General features: G+C 76.2%; 15 protein-coding genes. 12 read left to right on the forward strand and 3 right to left on the reverse strand.

Annotated elements, in window-relative coordinates:
• Positions 1-56: 56 nt before the first annotated feature.
• Positions 57-926: an esterase/lipase family protein gene (locus ACFUEL_RS15010; RefSeq protein ID WP_380236659.1), complete on the reverse strand. Its 870-nt coding sequence runs from the start codon at positions 924-926 to the stop codon at positions 57-59.
• Between the two features lie 375 nt (positions 927-1,301).
• Between ACFUEL_RS15010 and ACFUEL_RS15015 the strand changes: the two genes are divergently transcribed.
• From ACFUEL_RS15015 to ACFUEL_RS15055, 9 genes are all read left to right on the forward strand, one after another.
• A complete protein-coding gene (locus ACFUEL_RS15015; protein ID WP_380236646.1) occupies positions 1,302-2,240 on the forward strand; it encodes a DUF389 domain-containing protein in 939 nt (312 codons plus the stop codon).
• 137 nt (positions 2,241-2,377) lie between these two features.
• Complete coding sequence (locus ACFUEL_RS15020; protein WP_033218853.1) at positions 2,378-2,566, forward strand: DUF1508 domain-containing protein; 189 nt, start codon at positions 2,378-2,380, stop codon at positions 2,564-2,566.
• A gap of 187 nt (positions 2,567-2,753) precedes the next feature.
• Positions 2,754-3,827 (forward strand): NUDIX domain-containing protein, encoded by a 1,074-nt coding sequence (locus ACFUEL_RS15025; protein WP_380236647.1) that lies wholly within the window; start codon positions 2,754-2,756, stop codon positions 3,825-3,827.
• Positions 3,828-3,975: 148 nt separating this feature from the next.
• On the forward strand, positions 3,976-4,356 hold the full coding sequence (locus ACFUEL_RS15030; RefSeq protein ID WP_380236648.1) for a DUF6188 family protein: 381 nt from the start codon (positions 3,976-3,978) through the stop codon (positions 4,354-4,356).
• Positions 4,357-4,446: 90 nt separating this feature from the next.
• The gene (locus ACFUEL_RS15035; RefSeq protein WP_380236649.1) at positions 4,447-4,902 is read left to right on the forward strand and encodes a GNAT family N-acetyltransferase; all 456 of its coding nucleotides are present in this window, start codon (positions 4,447-4,449) and stop codon (positions 4,900-4,902) included.
• Positions 4,903-5,081: 179 nt separating this feature from the next.
• Positions 5,082-6,320 (forward strand): DUF5685 family protein, encoded by a 1,239-nt coding sequence (locus tag ACFUEL_RS15040; RefSeq protein WP_380236650.1) that lies wholly within the window; start codon positions 5,082-5,084, stop codon positions 6,318-6,320.
• A gap of 76 nt (positions 6,321-6,396) precedes the next feature.
• Positions 6,397-6,927: a GNAT family N-acetyltransferase gene (locus ACFUEL_RS15045; RefSeq protein ID WP_380236651.1), complete on the forward strand. Its 531-nt coding sequence runs from the start codon at positions 6,397-6,399 to the stop codon at positions 6,925-6,927.
• A gap of 20 nt (positions 6,928-6,947) precedes the next feature.
• Complete coding sequence (locus ACFUEL_RS15050) at positions 6,948-7,991, forward strand: NAD(P)-dependent oxidoreductase (protein WP_380236652.1); 1,044 nt, start codon at positions 6,948-6,950, stop codon at positions 7,989-7,991.
• Positions 7,992-8,091: 100 nt separating this feature from the next.
• Positions 8,092-9,024 (forward strand): DUF4232 domain-containing protein, encoded by a 933-nt coding sequence (locus tag ACFUEL_RS15055; RefSeq protein WP_380236653.1) that lies wholly within the window; start codon positions 8,092-8,094, stop codon positions 9,022-9,024.
• A gap of 25 nt (positions 9,025-9,049) precedes the next feature.
• Here ACFUEL_RS15055 and ACFUEL_RS15060 read toward each other — a convergent pair whose 3' ends face one another.
• Complete coding sequence (locus tag ACFUEL_RS15060) at positions 9,050-11,026, reverse strand: amino acid transporter (RefSeq protein ID WP_380236654.1); 1,977 nt, start codon at positions 11,024-11,026, stop codon at positions 9,050-9,052.
• A gap of 357 nt (positions 11,027-11,383) precedes the next feature.
• Here ACFUEL_RS15060 and ACFUEL_RS15065 point away from each other — a divergent pair, with 357 nt between their 5' ends.
• A complete protein-coding gene (locus tag ACFUEL_RS15065; protein WP_380236655.1) occupies positions 11,384-11,845 on the forward strand; it encodes a hypothetical protein in 462 nt (153 codons plus the stop codon).
• A gap of 185 nt (positions 11,846-12,030) precedes the next feature.
• Positions 12,031-12,711: a response regulator gene (locus ACFUEL_RS15070; protein ID WP_380236656.1), complete on the forward strand. Its 681-nt coding sequence runs from the start codon at positions 12,031-12,033 to the stop codon at positions 12,709-12,711.
• A gap of 98 nt (positions 12,712-12,809) precedes the next feature.
• Here the strand turns inward: ACFUEL_RS15070 and ACFUEL_RS15075 are convergent, their stop codons facing one another.
• Positions 12,810-15,902, reverse strand: a complete 3,093-nt coding sequence (locus tag ACFUEL_RS15075; protein ID WP_380236657.1) for a protein kinase — start codon at positions 15,900-15,902, stop codon at positions 12,810-12,812.
• A 233-nt stretch (positions 15,903-16,135) separates the two neighbouring features.
• Between ACFUEL_RS15075 and ACFUEL_RS15080 the strand changes: the two genes are divergently transcribed.
• Positions 16,136-19,792: a DUF4132 domain-containing protein gene (locus ACFUEL_RS15080; RefSeq protein ID WP_380236658.1), complete on the forward strand. Its 3,657-nt coding sequence runs from the start codon at positions 16,136-16,138 to the stop codon at positions 19,790-19,792.
• Positions 19,793-19,823 lie beyond the last annotated feature (31 nt).

The following is a 19,823-nucleotide window of genomic DNA, read 5'->3' on the forward strand; positions in this document are numbered from 1 at the left end:
CGGCCGGGCGCCGCGCGGGACGCGGTCGGCGCGGTAGGCGGTCAGACGGACGGCGGTCAGATGGACGGCGGGATGTACAGGCAGGGGACGGGCCGCGGGTGCGCCGGGTCGAGCGCGTTCAGCACGTCGGTGAGCGCGATCGGGTCGAACGCGACCCGGACGTGCCCGGCGAAGTCCAGGGCGCACTGGTCCTGCAGCACGATGTTGGTGACGTCCGGACCGGAGAGCTGCTGGCTGGTGTACGGCGTGGCGACGAGGTCGTACCGGGTGGAGACCACCGTGTAGGAGACGCCCGGGACGGTGTCGCCGCCGGCGTTCAGGTTGGTCATGAAGGGGGAGCCGTCGGCCTGGTCGACGCAGGCGTCGCAGACCGTGCCGAAGAGGAAGTTGGAGAAGCCGAGCGTCCCCAGCGCATCCTCCAGGGTGGTGAGGCCGTCGAGCGTGGTGCCGTGGTTGGAGGGCGCCAGGCCGACCAGGGCGTTGACCTTCGGCGCGCCGCCGAGGAACTTCAGGTAGTAGCGCGGCATCATGCCGCCCTGCGAGTGGCCGACCAGGTCGACCTTGGCCGCGCCGGTGGCGGCCAGCACCCGGTCGATGAAGGCGGCGAGTTCGGCCGCCGAGTTGGCGACCGGGCCGACCGACTTGATCGGGCTGCCGGTCAGGCCGTTGTCGCCGTAGTTGATCGCGAAGACGCAGTACCCGTTGTTCTTCAGCAGCGGGGCGAGCGAGTCCCAGTTGAACCTGGCGTTCTCGAAGGTGCCGGGCACCAGGACGACCGGGCGGGGGTGCGCGGCGCTCGGCCGGCAGGTCCAGTCGTCGGCGCCGGGCGGCGCGGAGTTCGGCGCCAGGATGGACGGGGCCGCGCCCGCCGCGATGACGTACGGGACGGGCAGGGCGGCCGCGGACGCCGGGGCGGCGGTGGCCATCGCCAGGGCGGGCAGGACGGCCGCACAGCCGATCAGGGCCCGGGTGGAGCGGCGGCGCAGCGCGGCGCCGATGCGTGTTCCGAGAGGCATGGGGCTCCTTGTCGAGGATCCGCCGGGCCCCGCAGTGAGGGGACTGCACGGGAGGGTGGCCCCGGCGGTTGCCACTCATCGTCGGGAGCGGCGCGGCGGCCCGACAGGTTCCGGCGCCGGTTCTGTTCGTCGGGCACAACGCGTCGGCGGCGGGTTGTGCCCGCGTCCATCCGGGAGGGGTCAGGGGGTGCCGGCGGGGGCGGCGGACGGTACGCGGCGCACCCCCGAACCTGCGGCGGGCCCTAGGGTGGGCGCGTTTCGCCCTCACCACCTCCGGAGGATCCCGTGCTGCAGCTCCGTCTGATCGTCCCCGCCGACCTGCGCGAGGAGGTCGTGGAACGGCTCGACGCCTGCGCGGGGGTCGCCCACGTGGTGGTGCTGCCGGGCGGGGCGGTGCGGCCCGCGGGGGACGTGGTGCTGTGCGACGCAGCACGCGAGTCGGTGGACGAACTGCTGGGCGAGTTGCGGGCGTTGGGCCTTCCCGAGCGCGGGGCGATCAGCATGGACGAGACCGGGTTGACCCTCTCGGCCGCGGCCGACGCGGCGGAGGCGGCGGCCCCGGGCGAGGGTGTGGACGCGCTGGTGTGGGAGGAGGTGGCGGAGGTCGTCCACGACGAGTCGACGCTCAGCGGCGTCTTCCTCGCCCTGCTCGCGGTCGCGACCATGCTGGCGGCCTGCGGCGCCGTGCTGGACAGTGCGATCCTGATCGTCGGCGCGATGGCCGTCGGCCCCGAGTTCGGCCCGCTCGCCGGGCTGTGCGTGGCGCTCGTGCAGCGGCGGCTGCGGCCGGCCCTGCGCTCGCTGCTGGCGCTGGCGGTCGGTTTCACCGTGGCGATGGCGCTCACCGTGGGCTTCTCGCTGCTGATGGACGCGCTGGGCCTGTTCAGCGACGCGAAGTTCGCGGCCGCGCGCCCCAACACCTCGTTCATCTGGCAGCCGGACGCGATGTCGTTCGTCGTCGCGTTCCTGGCGGGCGTCGCCGGGCTGCTCTCGCTGACCTCGGCCAAGGCGTCCGCCCTGGTCGGGGTGGCGATCTCGGTCACCACCGTCCCCGCCGCCGCGAACGCCGCCGTCGCGATCGGCTACGGCGAGTACGCCCAGGGCTGGGGCTCGGCCGTCCAGCTCGCCCTCAACCTGTCGGGCATCGTGCTGGCCGGCGTCCTGACCCTGCTGGTCCAGCAGGGCGCCTGGCACCTGGCCCGCCGCGGACGCCGCACCCGCTGAGCCCGCCGCGGGCCACCGCGCGGCGCCGCACCGCCGCCCCGGCCGGGCACTCGAACGGCACGTCCGGGAGGCACGGGCCGGGAGCTGACCCTACGTTGGCCGTCGAGGGGGATACCCAACGAGAGGTGTGCATTTCGATGGCTGGGAAGTTCGAGCTGTACGTGGACGAGTCGGGCAACCACCGCTTCCGCCTCAAGGCGAGCAACGGCTCGGTCGTGGTGACCGGCGAGCCGGAGGAGTCCCGCGAGCAGTGCCTGAAGAACATCGAGTCGATCCGCAAGCTCGCGCCGTACGCGCAGCTGCTGGAGGCTCCGGCCAACGCCTGACGGCGCCGCCGCACCGGCCGCACCGCGCCCCGACGGGCCGGGGCGCGCCGGGACCGCGAGCCCGTGGCGGACCTTCCGGTCCGGCGCGGGCTCGCCGCCGTTGCGGCGCGGCGGGCCGGGCCTCGGGCATGCTGGCGGGTCGGGCATGCTGGCGGGGAGGACGGCGGACGGACAGGGGGGGGTTGCGGTGAGCGGGCGGGAGATCATGGCGGCGGCGGGGGTGCTGTTCCCCGACGAGGACGGGCGGGTGCTGGTGGTGCGGAACTCGTACCGGGCCAAGCACCCGATCGCGGTGCCCGGCGGCGGCTGGGAGCGGGCGGACCCCTCGCCCCGGCACACCGCCGTCCGGGAGATCCGCGAGGAGCTGGGCGTCACGCCGGTGCTGCGCGAACTCGCCTGCCTGGACTGGTCGCTGGACCACGACCGGCCCCCGATCGCGGCCTTCCTGTACTGGGCCGAGCCGCTGACCGCCGAGCAGCGGGCGGCGGTCCGGCTGGAGGCGGCGGAGCTGGACGCGATGGTCCACCTGTCCGTCGACCTGCTGCTGTCGGCCGTGCCGCCGCTGCTGTCCCGCCGGATGGGCGCCTGCCTGCGGGCACCGCGCTCGGCCGCGCCGCTGGAGCTCGCGGACGGCCTCCCCGTCGGCCACTCCGCCCTGCACCTGCCGCCCCGCCCGGCCCCCGCGTACCTCGGGGCGGCCGCCCTGGAGGGCCTGCTGCCGCCGGGCTCCGGGCGCCAGGCGCCGCCCCCGCCGATGGACAAGCAGACGTACTACGCCAGCCGCCCCAAGGTCCGGGCCAAGGCCCGGATGCTGTTCACCGACCCGGACGGGCGGGTGCTGCTGGTGCGCCTGAAGCCGTGGCGGGGCGAGGCGCCGTGGGTGCTGCCCGGCGGCTCGGTCGAGGCGGACCGGGAGCTGCCCCGGGCGGGCGCCCGCCGGGAGGCCCGGGAGGAACTGGGCTGGGAGCGCGAGCCGGGGCGGCTGCTGGGCATCGACTGGGTGACCGTCCACCCGTGGGACCCGCCGCACCTGTCGCTGGTGTACGACGGCGGGACGGCCGGGCCGGAGCTGCTGGCGACGGTCCGCGTCCAGGAGGAGGAGATCGCCGAGTGGCGGCTGTTCACCCCGCGGGAGGCCGCCCGGGTGCTGACCCCGCCCGCGGCGCGCCGGCTGGCGGCCTGCCTGGCGGTGCGCGCGCTGCCGCCGACCGCCGGTCCGGCCGAGCTGGTGGACGGCGTGCCCCCGCTCGCCGCGCCCTGAACCCGCCGCCCGAGCCCGCCGCCGGGGCCGGCCTCTCCCGTCGCCTCCCGCCCGGCGGTTCGCGGCGGGTACCCGGCCCCCGGCCGGGTATGAATGGGCAGGTGGGGGCGGTGGCCGCCGGTGCGGCACGAGGATCGGGAGGCACGGGATGGCGCGGTCGATCGGGTCCGAACTGGACGGCCGCGCGGTGCGGTCGCTCGGCGGCGGCAACCGGCTGGTGCTGGGCCTGGACGGCGGGCTGCTGCTGACGGTGGAGAACGACTTCCGGCTGCGGCACGGCGCGGAGGTCGAGCACTTCTACCCCGCGCTCGGCCTCTCCCCCACCGGTGCGCTCGGCCGGCTCGCGGACGCCGCCATCACCGCGGCCACCGTCACCCCGGCGGGCGGCCTGCAACTGGCCTTCGACACCGGCCACGTGCTGGCCGTCGCCCCCGACCCGGCCCCCGGCGGCCCGGCCCACCCGTGGCAGCTCTCCTCCCCCGCCGGGCTGCTGTGCACCGGCGGCCCGGACGGCTCGTTCGCCCCCTGAACGCGGCGGGCCGCCCGGCACCCCCGGCCCGGCGGCCGGATGACCGTTACCCAGGTGCGGCGGCCGCCCGGCGCGGTGAACAATGACCGGATGGAACTGCTCGCAAGAGACGTGGACGTCCCAAGTCAGGCCCTGTTCAGGGACGTTGAACCGCTGCTCCGGGCCCTGCGCCCCGCCCTCAGCGGCCCCGGTTTCGCCGCCTTCGCCAGTGAGGCGGCGGGCCAGGGGCTGGTGTTCACCGCCGCGTACGACAACGCACCGTCCGGAAAAGGCCGTTGCGTGGCCGTGGCGACGCACCGGACGCTGGCGACCAGCCGGGGGCGGATCCTGTTCGTCGACGACCTGGTGACCGACCCCGCCCTCCGCTCGGGCGGCGTCGGCGCCTGGCTGATGGGCGAGCTGGAACAGCGGGCGGCCCGCTCCGGCTGCGTGCGCGTGGAGCTGGACTCCGGCGTGGTCAACCAGGGCGCGCACCGCTTCTACCACGCGCGGCGGATGTCGGTGGTGGCCTTCCACTTCTCGCTGGACCTGCCGGGCCACCGCTGAGCCTGCCGGGACACCGCCGGACCGACCGGATCACCGCCGAACCGGCCGGATCACCGCCGGGCTCGCGGACAGAACCCCGTTGCCGTCGGGCGGAACCCCGTTGCCGCCGGACGGAACCCCACTGCCGGTGCCGGCGTCAGTAGGATGACCGGAAATCTCGGTGGGAAATGGGGCAGGGCGTGTTCGGAATCATCAGACCGTGTCGGCACCGGCTGTCGGAGCGGCTGCACGCATCCTGGATGGCCCACCTGTGCGGGCTGTGCCTCGCGCTGCGCGACGACCACGGGCAGCTGGCGCGCACCGCCACCAACTACGACGGCCTGGTGATATCCGTCCTGGTCGAGGCCCAGTCGCCGAAGGCCGCCGACCGCCGCACCGCGGGCCCCTGCCCGCTGCGCGGCATGCGCAGCGCGCCCGTCGCCCAGGGCGAGGGTGCCCGGCTCGCCGCCGCCGTCTCGCTCGCCCTCGCCTCGGTGAAGGTCCGCGACCACGTCCAGGACGGTGACGGCCTCTTCGCCCGCCGTCCCGTCGCCGCCGGCGCCCGCCGCGTCACCCGGCGCTGGGACCGCCAGAGCACCGGCACCGCCGCCGCCCTCGGCTTCGACACCGGCGTCCTGCTGGCTGCCGGCGAGCGCCAGGAGGCCGCCGAACAGGCCGTCACCGCGGGCGGCCCCCTCCTGCTGGCCACCGCGCCCACCGAAGAGGCCACCGCCGCCGCCTTCGCCCACACCGCCACCCTCGCCGGTCGCCCCCACAACGCCCAGGCGCTCGCCGAGGCCGGGCGTCTCTTCGGACGGCTCGCCCACCTGCTCGACGCCGCCGAGGACCGCGCCGACGACGAGGCGCACGGCCTGTGGAACCCCCTCACCGTCACCGGCACCACCCAGGCCGAGGCCGAACGCCTCTGCCGCGACGCCGTCCACGGCATCCGACTCGCCCTCAAGGAAGTCGAGTTCACCGACCGGGCGCTGGCGCACCTGCTGCTGGCGCACGAGACCGGGGAGGCGGTCGACCGGGTCTTCGGACGCCGCGACCACCACCACACCTGCACCACCGCTGCCGCCAACCCCACCGCCACCACCGCCGCCACCGCCGCGTACGGCTCCCCGCCCGGCACGGATCCGGACGCCCCGTCGGTTCCGGACCACCACTCGCACGACCTCGGCAAGCCGAAGCGGCCCCGTTCGCTGATCCCCGGCTGCGCGGTGTGGCTCACCATGGCCTGCACCTGCCAGTTGCTGTGCTGCACCCACGACGACCCGTTCAGCCGGGAGCGGCGCGAGGGCTTCTGCCAGCGCCAGAGCTGCGACTGCGGCGACGGGTGCGACTGCTGCGGCGGGTGCTGCGACTGCTGCGGGGACGACGGGTGCTGCAGCAGTTGCGGCTGCGACGGGTGCGACTGCGGCTGCGACTGCTGACCCCCGGGACCGGTCCCGGCACGGAGGACCCGCGCGGGAACGGCGACGGAAGAACGGCGACGGAAGGGCGGCGAGGATGGCGGATCGACCGGGCTTCAGCGCGGCGGCCGAGTTGGCGGAGTGGGGCGGCTGGCCCGCGCTGCAGGAGCTGGGCGAGTCGGAGGACCCGTTCGAGGTGGCGGCGGTCGGCGGCACCTGGCGTCCGAAGGACCGGCACTTCGGGGTGTTCCTGGACGGCCGGCCGGTGGCCCATGCCGGGTCCGTGGTGGCGCCGGTCGAGGTCGGCGGGCGGCGTTTCGAGGTGGCGGGGATCGGCGGGGTGCTGGTCGCGCCGCACTGGCGCGGCCACGGGCTGGCGCGGGCCGTCGTCACGGCGGCGCTGGACGCGGCGCGGGCCGACGGGCTCGGGATCGCGATGCTGTTCTGCCTGCCGGACCGGGCCCCGCTGTACGCGCACCTGGGGTGGTCGGCGGTGCCGGGCCCGGTGACGGCCGACCAGCCGGAGGGGCCGGAGGCCGTCCGGCTCGGGGCGATGTGGACCGGGTTGGCGCCGGGAGCGCGCTGGCCCGGGGGCGGAGCGGTGCGGCTGCACTCGTTGCCGTTCTGAGCGGGGACGGCCCGGCCCGGGTGCTGGTGCTGGACGCCGCGCCCGGGGAGCTGCTCGACCGGGAGCTCGGACGGCTGCTCGGGCACGGACTGGCGGTGACGCTGAACCTGCGGCGGGTGGCGGAGCCGGACGCGGTGCGCGCCGGGTGGGCGGGGCGGGTGGCGTTCGCGGACTTCGACGCGTTCCGGGCCGACGAGCTGCTGGCGGAGTTCGTCCGGGACGGGCGGGGCTTCGACGCGGTGAAGTCCCGCGGCGGGGTGCCGCTGCGGGAGGCGTTCCTGGCGGCGGCCACCGCCCCGGAGTCGGCTCGTCCGCTGCGGGTGGTCGGGCGGGCGGGCGCGGGCACCGATCACGTCGACCTGGCCGCCGCGGCCCGGCTGGGGGTCGCCGTGACGCACACCCCGGGCTCGAACGCGGACGCGGTCGCCGAGTTCGCGCTGGGGCAGGCGTGGGCGCTGACCCGGCAGCTGGCGCAGCTCAACGCCGCCTCCCACCAAGGGCGTTGGGTCTCCCCCGGGCCCGCCCGGGCGCTGTCCGAGCTGACCTTCGGGATCGCCGGCCTCGGCCTGACCGGCCGCGCCCTGGCCGAACGGGCCGGCGCGCTCGGCGCCCGGGTGCTGGGCTGGTCGCGAACTCCGGTGCGGCTGGCGGGTGTTGAGCAAGTCGCCGACCTGGAGCGGCTGTTGGCCGGCAGCGACGTCCTGTCACTGCACCTGCCGCTGACTCCGGCCACCCGGAACCTGCTCGGGGAGCGCGAGTTGGCCCTGATGCGGCCGGGCGCGCTGCTGCTGAACACGGCCCGCGGCGGCATCGTCGACGAGGCCGCGCTGGCCGCCGCCCTGCGCGACCCCGCCCACCCGCTGTCGGCCGCGGCCGTCGACACCTTCGCCCACGAGCACGCCGCCTTCGCCTCGCCCCTGTTCGGCCTGCCCAACGCCCTGCTCACCCCGCACGTGGCGGGCATGACCCGGCAGGCGATGGAGCGGGCCGCGCTGCGCTGCGCCGACCAGGTCGCGGCGCTGCTGGCGGGGCGCACCGGGGGCGTTCCGCTGGCGCGGGCCTGACGGGGCGCCGGCTCGCGACCGTTGCAGGGCTGTTGCGCCCGGGGTGACCTGGGTCACAGTCACGCCGGGCGGTTCGTGGTCGACTCTCCGAATGGTTCTGATGCGGGCGGTTCGGGTGGGTGTGGGCGTCGTGGTGGCGGCGGGGGCGGTGGTGGGCTGCGGGTCGGTCACCGGGGCCGGGGGCGGCGGGACGGCGGCGGCCTCGGCGTCGGGGAGCGCGGGGCCGTGCGGGGCGGCTCCGACGGCGGCGCCGCAGGGGTGGGCGCGGGACGGGGTGCGGATCGTCGCGGTGAGCGCGGACTGCCTGGAGTACGAGGTGACCAACCGGGGGGCCGAACCGGCCGACGTGTCGGTGTCGTTCGGCTGGTCGGGCAGCGGGGAGCGGCTCTCGGACAACCTCTCGGCGTCGCAGCCGGCGCTGGCCCCGGGGGCGTCGGTGCGCGGGCGGCTCCCGCTGACGGGCGGCGCGGCGCGGCCGGACCTGCCGGTCGGTGTCCTGCCGAGCACCCCGGGCCCGTCCGGTGCGGCCCGGCCGGCCCCGGGGGTGAAGGTGCTGAAGGTGCGCAGCGTGCCGACGGCCGAGGCGCCCTCGGAGGGCGGGGCGTGCCCGCCGTCGGGGGTGCGGGTGTACGCGGACCGGGGGGACGCGGCGATGGGGCTGCGGGCGGTGGGGCTGCACCTGGAGAACTGCGGGACGCGGGACGTGGTGCTGGACGGCTTCCCGCAGGTGCAGGTGCTGGACGAGGCGCACGCCCCGGTGCCGTCGGTGCGGGTGCTGGAGGGGAACTCGGCGATCTCGACCGGGACGGCCACCGGGCGGGCGCCGCGCCGCTTCACCGTCCCGCCGGGCGGGAAGGCGAACGCCGCCCTGGTGTGGCGCAACACGAACGACGCCTCGTCCGACCCGGTGAACGCCCCGTACGTGCGGGTGCGGGCCACGCCGGACGCGGCGGCCGTGATGGTGACGCCGGAGCTGGACCTGGGCACGACGGGGCAGTTGGGCGTCGCGGCCTGGGCGCCGGAGGGGTCCTGACCGCCCCGGCCCCGGCCGGTGGGTGTCAGCCGACGTGGACCCGGGGTCGGCGGCCCCGGTCGGGTTCGGCCTCGCGGAGCACCTCGCGGGTGACGGGGGCGACCTCGCCCTGCCCGAACAGGAAGAAGCGCAGGAACTGGGCGAACGGGCTGCCCTCGGTCCACTCGAAGTAGATGTGCGGCAGTTCGCCGGTGGTGTCGCGCACGTGCAGCAGTATCGCGGCGAGCGCGTTCGGGATGCTGGAGTGCTCCAGGGTGAGCACCCGGTAGCGGTCGTGCAGGACTTCGCCGCGCACGTGCAGTTCGGCCTCGAAGTCGGACGGGTCCAGGACGGTGACCTCGACGAAGACCAGGTCGTCCTCGACCGGGATGTCGTTGTCGGCGCGGATCTGGTGCACCTTGTCGCGGTACTCGGCGAGGTCGCGGCCGGCCGGTTCGTTGGCGATGAAGCGGATCGTGCGGTGCGCGGTGTCGCGCACGAAGCGTTCCGCGACCTCGTCCAACCGCACCTCGGTGACCCGCAGTTCGAAGGCGCGGGCGAGCCGGGAGGCGAGCGAGACCAGCACGATGCCGGCGATGAAGCAGGCGCCGATCTTCACGCCGTCGGGGCGTTCGGCGATGTTGATCGCGGTGGTGTAGAGGAAGACCGCGGCGATCACCGCGAAGCCGACGGTCCAGCCGCGCTGGCGGGCGGCGCGGGCGGCGATGGTGACGGCGATCGCCGCGGAGGTGATCAGGACGAGCACGCCGGTGGCGTACGCGCCGCCCTGCTTGTCCACGTTGGCGTCGAACAGCCAGGTGACCAGGAAGGCGATCGCGGTGAGCACCAGCACCATCGGGCGCACCGCGCGGGCCCAGTGCGGGGCCATGCCGTAGCGGGGCAGGTAGCGGGGCATCAGGTTGAGCAGGCCGGCCATCGCGGAGGCGCCGGCGAACCACAGGATGGCGATGGTGGACAGGTCGTAGACCGAGCCGAAGGCGCCGCCGAGGTAGTGGTGGGCGAGGTAGTGGTGGGCCAGGTAGGCCAGGGCGCGGCCGTTGGCGGGGCCGCCGGGCTGGAAGTCGTCGGCGGGGATCAGCAGGGTGGTGATGAAGCTGGTGGCGATCAGGAAGCAGCTCATGATGACGGCGGCGGTGGTGAGCAGTTTGCGGGCGCCGCGGATGCGTCCGGTGGGGCGCTGCTCGGTGTCGTCCGGGTCGCCCTCGATGTGCGGCATGACGGCGACGCCGGTCTCGAAGCCGGACAGGCCGAGGGCGAGCTTGGGGAAGACCACCAGGGCGACGCCGATCATCGCGACCGGGTTGCCGTGCTCCAGGGTGAGGGCGTGCGTCCAGTCGGTGATCAGGGACGGCGCGGTGACCACGTGCCACAGGCCGACGGCGACCACCACCACGTTCAGCGCCAGGTAGACGCCGACCAGGACGACCGCGACGCCGATGGCCTCGCTGAAGCCCTTGAGGAAGACCGCGCCGAGGGCGGCGACCAGCAGCAGGGTGATCAGCACCTGGTGGCCGCCGAGCGCGCCGCGCAGGTGCGGGTTCTCCACCAGGTGGGCGGTGGCGTCGGCGGCGGAGAGCGTGATGGTGATCAGGAAGTCGGTGGCGGCGAAGCCGAGCAGGGCGAGGACGAACAGCTTGCCCTTCCAGAACGACAGCAGCCGCTCCAGCATGGCGATCGAGCCCTCGCCGTGCGGGCTCTCCCGGGCGACCCGGCGGTAGACCGGCAGCGCGCCGAACAGGGTGACCAGCACCAGCACGACGGTGGCGACCGGGGAGAGCAGTCCGGCGGCGAGCGCGGCGATGCCGGGCTGGTAGCCGAGGGTGGAGAAGTAGTCCAGGCCGGTCAGGCACATCACCTTCCACCAGCGCTGGCCGTGCTGCTGGTCGGTGGCCTGGGCGTGCGGGCCGGGGTGCTGCTTGGCCATGTCGGACAGGCCCCCGAGCAGCCAGGCACGGAGCCGCTGCCGGGCCGTCCCGGCGTCCGCGGGAACGGGGTCGACCACTGTGCTTGCTCCTGTCGGAAGGCCGGACGCCCCGGGCCGCCGGACGCTCCGGCCCACCGGGCGAACTCCCACGTCAATGTAGGTCACGTCCACCGCCGTCCGGGGCAGGCTGGAGCGTAGCCCCACCCTTTGGCCCAGCGGCGCACCGGTCCCCGGGGGTTGACGGACCCTTGGGGCGGGATTGGCGTACGGTTTGCCCCCGCCGCTCGACTTGTGACGGTTCGCCCGTTTCGGGACCATCGGCCCGTCGGGCGGGACCGCCCGGCCCTATCCGCGCGCCGCGCGGCTTCGACACGCTGCCAACGGCGCGACCGCCCACGGGGGGCCGGTCGCACCGCCGAGGAGAGGAATCCGCGCGTGCCCCACCCGCGCCGCCCGTCCGTGCGCCCGCCGACCCGCCGCCGGCTCGACCGCCGTCAGCAGGCGCACCACCGGCGGGGCCGGGGCGCGCGGTGCAACCCGCTCCGCCGCGGGGTGGACCGGGCCCGGCGGCGGGCGGTCGCCCTGGCGTGCTGCACCTCGGCGGCGGGCCTGGTCGCCGGTGCGGCGGCGGCCGGGTGCGTCCCGGCGCGGTTCCTGCCGTCCTGGCTGTTCCCGGTCGGCCTGGCGGCGGCCCCGTACGGGGCGGTGGACCGGGCGCTGCTGGGGCTGCTGCTGTTCGGGGCGGTGGCGTTCGGCGGGGTGTGCGGGCTGCGCTGGCGGCTGCGGGTGCTGGAGCGGCGGGCGGCGGACTCCTGGGAGCGCTCCTGGCGGCGGGTGGAGCCGCTCTGGTCGGGGCGGGCGCTGCCCTGGTCGGACGGCGGGGCCGGGGAGCGCTGAGCCGGTCGGAACCGGCGGCGGTTCGAGCACGTCCGGGCGGAAAGTGTCAAGGGCCGGTCGGGGCCGTGCCGGGGACCGGCCGGGACCCGGTACGGAGCGAGGTCGGGGGCGGGTGGCCCTGTCGGTGGGCGGGTGGGGTTTGGCAGACTGCCGGGTGTAGGGGTCCGCGAGGAGGAGTTGCTGCCATGTCCGAGGGTTCGGCGCCGATCAGGGTTTTCCTGCTGGACGACCACGAGGTGGTCCGCCGCGGGGTGCACGACCTGCTGGACTCGGAACCGGACCTCCAGGTGGTCGGCGAGGCCGGGACGGTCGAGCAGGCGCTGGCCCGGGTGCCCGCGCTGCGCCCGGACGTCGCGGTGCTGGACATGCGGCTGCCGGACGGCGACGGCGTGACGGTCTGCCGGGAGCTGCGCTCGCGGATGCCGCAGCTGGCCTGCCTGATGCTCACCTCCTTCGACGACGAGGAGGCGCTGCTCGACTCGATCATGGCGGGCGCGGCGGGCTACGTGCTCAAGCAGATCAGCGGCACCGACCTGGTCACCGCGATCCGCACCGTCGCCTCCGGGCAGTCGATGCTCGACCCGGGCGCGGCGACCCGGCTGATGGCCCGGCTGCGCGGCGACGCGCCCGCGCCCGCGCCGGAGTTCCCGCAGCTGACCGACCGGGAGCGGGAGATCCTGGCGCTGATCGGCGAGGGGCTCACCAACCGGCAGATCGGCGAGCGGGTGTTCCTGGCCGAGAAGACCGTCAAGAACCACATCTCCCGGCTGCTGGCCAAGCTCGGCGTGGAACGCCGCGTGCAGGCCGCGGTGATCGCCACCCAGACCCTGGCCGCCCAGCCCGGCGGCTCGGAGCGGGGGTTCTGAGCGGGGGTTCTGAGCGGAGGGCTCCGGGCCGGGACCTGGGTCCCGCGTCCTCGTCGGGGGTGCTCGGCGCAGGCGGACGGGCGGGAGGGGGCCGGGCCTCAGGGGCCCGGGGTGATCCGGGTGCCCCATCTGGCCTCGTACCCCGCGTCCACCATGGCGGCCAGGGCGTCCTGCCCGGCTTCGCGCAGTGCCCTGGCGATGGCGAGGCACTCGGTGTTGGGGCGGCGCACCGGGACGCGGAGGGCGATCTCACGGGCGAGACGGCTGCGGCCCGTCTCCCGGTAGGTGGCGAGCAGTTCCGTGAGCAGCGCCGCGGGCCAGGTCCGAGCCGCCGCCTCCGCCCAGGCGTCGGACTGGTAGCCGTGGCCGTGGCGGGCCGACATCCGCGCGGGGGGCGGGAGTTCGCCGACCGCCTGCCGGTCGCGGATCCACCGCACGTACTCCTCCTCCGTGGCGTACGGGCCGGGGGCCCGCACGGCAGGCGCCCCGGCCGGTCCCCCGGGCGCCTTCACCGCCGCCCACAGCGCCCGCTCCCGATTGGTGCCCCGGCGCAGGGCTTCGGTGATCCGGTGCTCACCGGCCCGGTCGAGGGCGGTCAGCACCGCGGCCCGGTCCGCCGGGTTCCGCTTCCAGACCCCTTCGAGCAGCGCGTGCAGCCACACGTACTGGCGGGCCGTCCGCATGCCGGCGACCAGGACGGGCACTTCGGCGGGCTCCCGGCGCACCAGCAGGCCCTGGACGATCGCGTCGGCGACCCGGCTCCGCCCGATCCGGTCGTACCCGAGGAGCACTTCCCAGAGCTGGTCCGCCGGCCACGCCCCGGCGACCGCGTCCACCCAGGCCCGGGACGGCCGGCCGGCGGTGGACAGGACGGTCGGCAGGTCCGCCGCCCTCGGGAGCCCGCCCCGGGCCGCCAGGGAGCGGATCAGGGCGGCGTGCTCCGCCTCCCCTCCGGCGCGGGTCGCCTCGGCCAGCTCCGCGAAGCCGGGTGCGGGAACGACGGGGGACCGCCTGCCCGCCGGGGGCGGGGGCAGAGTCGGGGCCGGGGAGCGCTTCTCCTCCGCCGGGGCGGGCGCGGGGGGCGGGGTGGTGGCCGGGGTGGTGGCCGGGGTGGGAGGCGAGGCGGGGGCCGGGGCGGGCGCGAGCGCCTGGGCGGGGGCCGGGGGACGCTTCTCCTCCGCCGGGTACAGGCCCGGGAACACGGCCGACTCCAGCGGGTCGTGCCGGAACGCGTCCCGGTTCAGGCTCAGGGCCTCGGCGAGCGTGCGTTCCCCGGCGGAGTCGAGCGCGGCCCGGGTCGCCTCGACGTAGGGCGCGCCGCGGCGCCGGACCGCACCGAACAGCATGACGATCCGCTGGATCTGCCTGGCGGTGCGCAACCCGGAGAGCACGGCGGGGAGTTCGGCGGGGTCGCGGTGTTCCGGGACGCTGCGGATGATCCGGCTGGCGAGGTCGTTGCGCCCGCCGCGCTGGTACAGGTCGAGCAGCGTTCCGATCCGGTCCGCGGGCCAGACCCGGGCCACCGCGTTCACCCAGGCGTCGGACCGGTGGCTGCGGACCAGGCGGTCCAACTCCGTCTTCGGCCTGGCGAGTCGGCCGGCGGCGTCCAGTGCGCGGATCCACTCCGCGTACTCCGCCTCCCCCGCGCCGGTACCCGGCGCCCGGAGGGTGGCGGGCACCCGCGCGGGCCCGGACCAGGGCCGGGGCTGGGTCTGGGGCTCGGGCCGGGATGCGGGCACGGGCGGGGGCGCGGGCTGGGACTGGGGCTCGGGCCGGGACGCGGGCACGGGCACGGGCTCGGGCTCGGGCTCGGGCCGGGATGCCGGCGGGGCGGGCTGCTTGGTGCGGAAGGCGTCGAACAGGGCCGACAGCCCGCTGCGCCGTCTCGGGACGGGCTGTTCGGGGCGGGCCGTTGCGAACCGGGCCGACAGGGCGTCGAGCCGGTCGCGCTGACCGGCTTCGCTCATCCCCGCGAACAGGGCGGGGAGTTCGGCGGGGTCGCGCTGTGCCGCCGCAAGGTGGGCGACGCGGTCGGCGAGGGCGGGCTGTCCGGCGGCGTCGTACGCGCCGAGCAGGGCGGCGAGTTCGGGGGCGGGCCAGGACCGGGCGGCGGCGGCGATCCAGGGATCGGTGCGGTACTTCGCCTCGCCGAGGCCCAACTCCCGCAGGATCAGCGGCAGTCGGCCGTCGGCGGCCGAGGCGCGGATCAGGGCCGCGTACTCGTCCTCCCCCGGCTCCGGGCGCGCGGCGGTGTCCAGGACCGTCACGGGGGCGGTGGGGGTGCGCGGCCGGGGCACGTCCCGCTCGGTGGGGGTGCGGACCGGGGCGGTCGGCGTGGCCGGAGCGGTCGGCGTAACCGGGGCGGTCGGGGCGGTGCGCAGGGGGCGGAGGCGGGCGGCGACCTCGGCGGCGGACCCGGGACGCTGACCGGGGTCCTTGGCGAGCAGGTCGAGGATCAGGCGGTCGAGTTCCGGGGGGACGGGCCCGGGGGCCTCGGGGCCGGCGGGGCGGGCGGGTTCGGTGACGTGGCGCATCATCAGGGCGGCGGGTGCTCCGGTGCCGAACGGCGGCCGCCCGGTGAGGAGTTCGAAGATCACGCAGCCGAGCGAGTACAGGTCGCCGCGGTGGTCGCCGGAGCGGCCGTGGAAGCGCTCGGGCGGCATGTACGCCGTGGTGCCCATCACGCGGCTGTGCGAGTCGCTGAGGCCCTCGACGTATTTGGCGATGCCGAAGTCGAGGACCTTCAGCTTCCCGCCGTCGGTGAGGAAGAGGTTGGCGGGCTTCAGGTCGCGGTGGACGACCTTGGCGGCGTGCGCGAAGCCGAGCGCGTCGCAGAGTTGCAGCGTCCAGTCCACCGAGTCGGCGACCGGCGGCGGGCCGTACCGGCGCAGCCGGACCGCGAGGTCGGTGCCGGTGAGCAGTTCCATCACCAGGTAGCTCGTTCCGTCCGACTCCCGGTCCAGGTCGTGGACGGTGACGATGCCGGGGTGCGCGAGGCCGGCGGACAGCCGGGCCTCGTTGAGGAAGCGTTCGGCGCTCCGGGGGTCGTGGGGCTGGTCGTCGGGCAGCAGTTTGACCGCGATCCGGCGGTGCAGCGTCACGTCCCAGCCGTGCCAGACCTGGCCCATCCCGCCGCGGCCGATCAGCTCGTCCAGGCGGTACCGTCCGGCGAGCACTCTCACTTCGGCCACGCCTGCCTCCCTGGTCTCCCCGACCGGGTCCGAGGGCCCCTCCGCGGACCGGCTTGTCCGGAAACCTACCAGTCGGGGGCGGGCCCTGCGGCGGGGTCGGACGACGGCTCCGGCGGGGTCCGGCCCGCCGGGTTGTCCCCGCCGCTCGTTAGGGTTCCGCCAGGTGGCCGGCCCGGTGGGGCGTCGGCCCGTTCGGTGTCCGGCGCGGGCCGGTCGGTGGTGGTGGAGGGGCGATGCGGCGCTGGGAGCTGGTCGGCGGCGGTTCGGCGAAGTTCTGGGAGGCCGGGGCGGAGGGAGCCTCGGTGCGGGTGCGGTACGGGCGGATCGGCACCGAAGGGCGGCTCCAGGTCAAGGAGTTCGCCGACGCGGCGGCGGCCGGGGCGCACCTGGCGAAGCTGGTCGCGGAGAAGGAGCGCAAGGGGTACCTGGCGGCGGGCGGGGGCGCCGTGCCGGTTACCGCACCTGCCGAACCCGCCGAACCCGCCGAACCTGCCGAGGCTGCCCCCGCCGAGGCGGTGCCGGCCGGGACCGCACCGGCCGCGCCTCCCGCGCTCCCGGACGAGGACGCCTTCGTGCTGCCCGAAGCCTGGCGCCCGCTGGTGGTGCCGCGCCGCCGTGGCGGGGTGCCGCTGCCGCTGCCCGCCGACTGGCCGGTGGTGGACGCGGCGGAGGCGGCCGCGCTGGAGGCCCGGCAGGTGGCCGAGCAGCGCGAGGCGATCGAACGGGTGCTGGCCGCCGAGGGGTCCGAGCCGGAGCCGGTGGCCGCCGTCCGGTCGTACCTGGCCGGGGTGCCGGACGCGGCGGGCCTGGCGACCGTCACGGTGATGGTCCGGCGGCCGGGCCCGTCGGGCTGGCTGACGCGGGAGTTCGAGGGCTGGCGGGCGCGCTTCGGTCTGGGCACGGCGCTGCGGGCCGCGCTGGCGACCCTGGAGGTGGACACCGCCCGGGTGCTGCCGGACCAGTGGGGCGCGAGGGTGGCCGCGCTCGACCTGGAGGCGATGGGGTACCACTCGACGGGGCACCAGTTCCGGCTGCTGGCGGTCGCCCGGCAGGCCCTGGCCGCTATCGACGGACCCGAATACGCTTCCGCGCTCGAGGAGTTGGAGCGGCTGCGGACGACGCCGCTGCGCCGGGCGGTGACCGCGTACCTGGTGCCGGAGCGGCCGGGCTGGGTGAACGAGTGCCTGGCCGAGGCGCCGGGGTACGGGCCGCGGGGCGGCCCGGTGCTGCGCACGCTGCTGCTGCACTCGCTCGGCAGCGCGCAGCAGGTGGAGCGGTTCGGGCCGACGGGCATCGGGGCGTACCTGCACTGGACGCCCCAGTTGGTGGCCACCCTCGCCGACGGGGTGGGGCCGGCCGCCGGGCGGCTGGTCGCGGGCTCGCTGGACTGGCAGGCGGACGGCGATGCGATGCGCCGGTACGCCGAGTACCTGGCCGGGTTCCCGACCGACGAGGCGATGGCCGGGCTGGTCGAGCGGGCGGCCGACAAGCACGTCCGGCCGGCGCTGCTGGTGGCGGCGGAGCGCTATCCGGTGCGGGCGGTGCGCCTGCTGGCGGCGGCGGCGCGGCGGCCAGCGGCAGGGGCCGGGGCGGCCCGGCACCTGCTCAACGGACAGGTGGCGGTGCTGCGTTCGCGGCTGCCGGAGATCCTGCCCCGGTTGAACGCGGAGGACGCGGCGTTCGTGCTGTCCCTGGAGGGCGCGCGGGAGCCGCTGCCCGAGGCCGGTCCGGAACTGCTGCCCCCGCTGCTGGTCGATCCGCCGTGGGAGCGGCGGCGCACCGCCCGCAAGCCGATGGTGCTGACCGGGCTGGACGACGGCGGGGGCCCGGAGCTGCTCTGGCTGGACGGGGAGTTGGAGGAGTTCGCGGACGACTCCGACCGCCGCTGGGGGCTTCCGGCGGAGATCGACTGGGTCTCGGCCGCCCACCGCGCCGAGCTGACCGATTCGGCCTGGCAACGCTGCCGGGTGCTGGCGCAGGGGCCGGCCGAGGTGATGGCCCGATTCCTGGAGTCCTGGCACCCGGACGCGCTGGTGGACGGTGACGAGTCGCTGCTGCGGCCGCTGCTGGCGAAGTACGGCACGGCCGCGCTGCGGCTGCTGCACGGCCCGGCGCTGACCCATCCGGCGCAGACCCTGCCCGCCCTGCTGCCGGTGCGGGACGCGGTCGTGGCGGGTGTGATGGCGGACGCCCTGGTGCGGCTCAAGTCGGTTCAGCCGGTGGCCCGTTCGTGGTTCGCCCGGCACGGGGTGGCGGGTGCGCTGCTGCTGGTGCCGGCGGTGGTCGGCAAGGCTGGGAAGGCCCGGTCGGCGGCGGAGCACGCGCTGCGGCTGGTCGCGGCGGAGCAGGGCGCGGAGGTGCTCTCGGCCGCGGTGGCCGGGCGCTACGGCGGCGGGGTCGCGGCGGCGGTGGCGGACCTGCTGGGCACGGATCCGCTGGAGGCCGCGCTGCCGCCCAAGCTGCCCGTGTTCCCGGCCTGGCTGCCGGTCGGGGCGCTGCCGCAGGTGCTGCTGGCGGACGGCGGCGCGCTGCCCGGACCGGCCGTGCGCAACCTGGTGACGATGCTGCAACTGGGCAAGCCGCGCGAACCGTACCCGGGGCTGGCGGTGGTCGCCCCGGCGCTGCGGGCCGACACGCTGCGGGCGTTCGCCTGGGCGGTGTTCGAGGAGTGGCACCTGGCGGGAACGGCCGGGGCGGACAGCTGGGCGCTGCACGCGCTCGGCGCCCTCGGCGACGACGACACCGCCCGCCGGCTGGCCCCGCTGGTGCGCGAGTGGCCGGGCCAGAGCGCCCACCAGCGCGCGGTGGAGGGCCTGAACGTGCTGGCCGAGATCGGCACGGACGCCGCGCTGGCGCAGTTGCACGGCATCGCACAGCGGGTGAAGTTCAAGGCACTGAAGGCCCGCGCCCAGGAGAAGATCGCCGAGATCGCCGGGACCCTGGGCCTGACCGCCGAGCAGCTCGGCGACCGCCTGGTACCGGACCTGGGCCTGGACGCGGACGGCAGCACCGTCATCGACTACGGCAGCCGGACGTTCACCGTCGGCTTCGACGAGCAACTGCGGCCGTACGTACGGGACTCCGACGGCAGGCGGCGCAAGGACCTGCCCGCGCCCGGCGCGAAGGACGACGCCGAGCTCGCCGCGGCCGAACGCAGGCGCTTCGCCGCCCTGAAGAAGGACGTCCGCGCCCTCGCCACCGACCAGAGCGCCCGCCTGGAAACCGCCATGATCACCCAACGGCCCTGGAGCGCAGGCGAGTTCACCGACCTACTGGCCGGCCACCCGCTGCTCGGCCACCTGGTGCGCCGCCTGGTCTGGACGACCGGCACCACCGCCTTCCGGGTCGCCGAGGACCGCACCCTCACCGACGCCCACGACCGGCCCTTCCAGCTCCCCGCGGACGCGGTCGTCCGACTCGCCCACCCGCTCCACCTCGGCCCGGACCTGGCGGCCTGGGCCGAACTCTTCGCGGACTACGAGATCATCCAGCCTTTCTCCCAACTCGGGCGGACAGTAAGGCGGTTCACCGAAGAGGAGGCCGCCGGGAACCGACTGCACCGCTTCGAGGGGCACGCCGTGCCGGTCGGACGGCTGCTCGGCATGACCAAGCGCGGCTGGCAGCGCGGCGCCCCCATGGACGCCGGCATAGAGCGCTGGTTCCACAAGCCGCTGCCGGACGGCCGCCACCTGGTGCTCGCGCTCTCCCCCGGCGTCACGGTCGGCAACGTCAACGAGTTCGGCAACCAGACCTTCACAGCGGTGTGGCTGGACACCGAGCCGGGCGACCACCGGCCGAACCGGCGCCCGAACGGCAACCTCCTGGGCGGACTGGACGCCGGCTCCGCCTCCGAACTGCTGGCCGAACTGGAGGAGTTGACCTCCGGCTGACGGCCGGGCCGCCCGTCCCCGGCCGGGGACC

It is taken from the genome of Kitasatospora sp. NPDC057198, assembly GCF_042670125.1.
In the GTDB taxonomy this organism is placed as follows: Bacteria; Actinomycetota; Actinomycetes; order Streptomycetales; family Streptomycetaceae; genus Kitasatospora.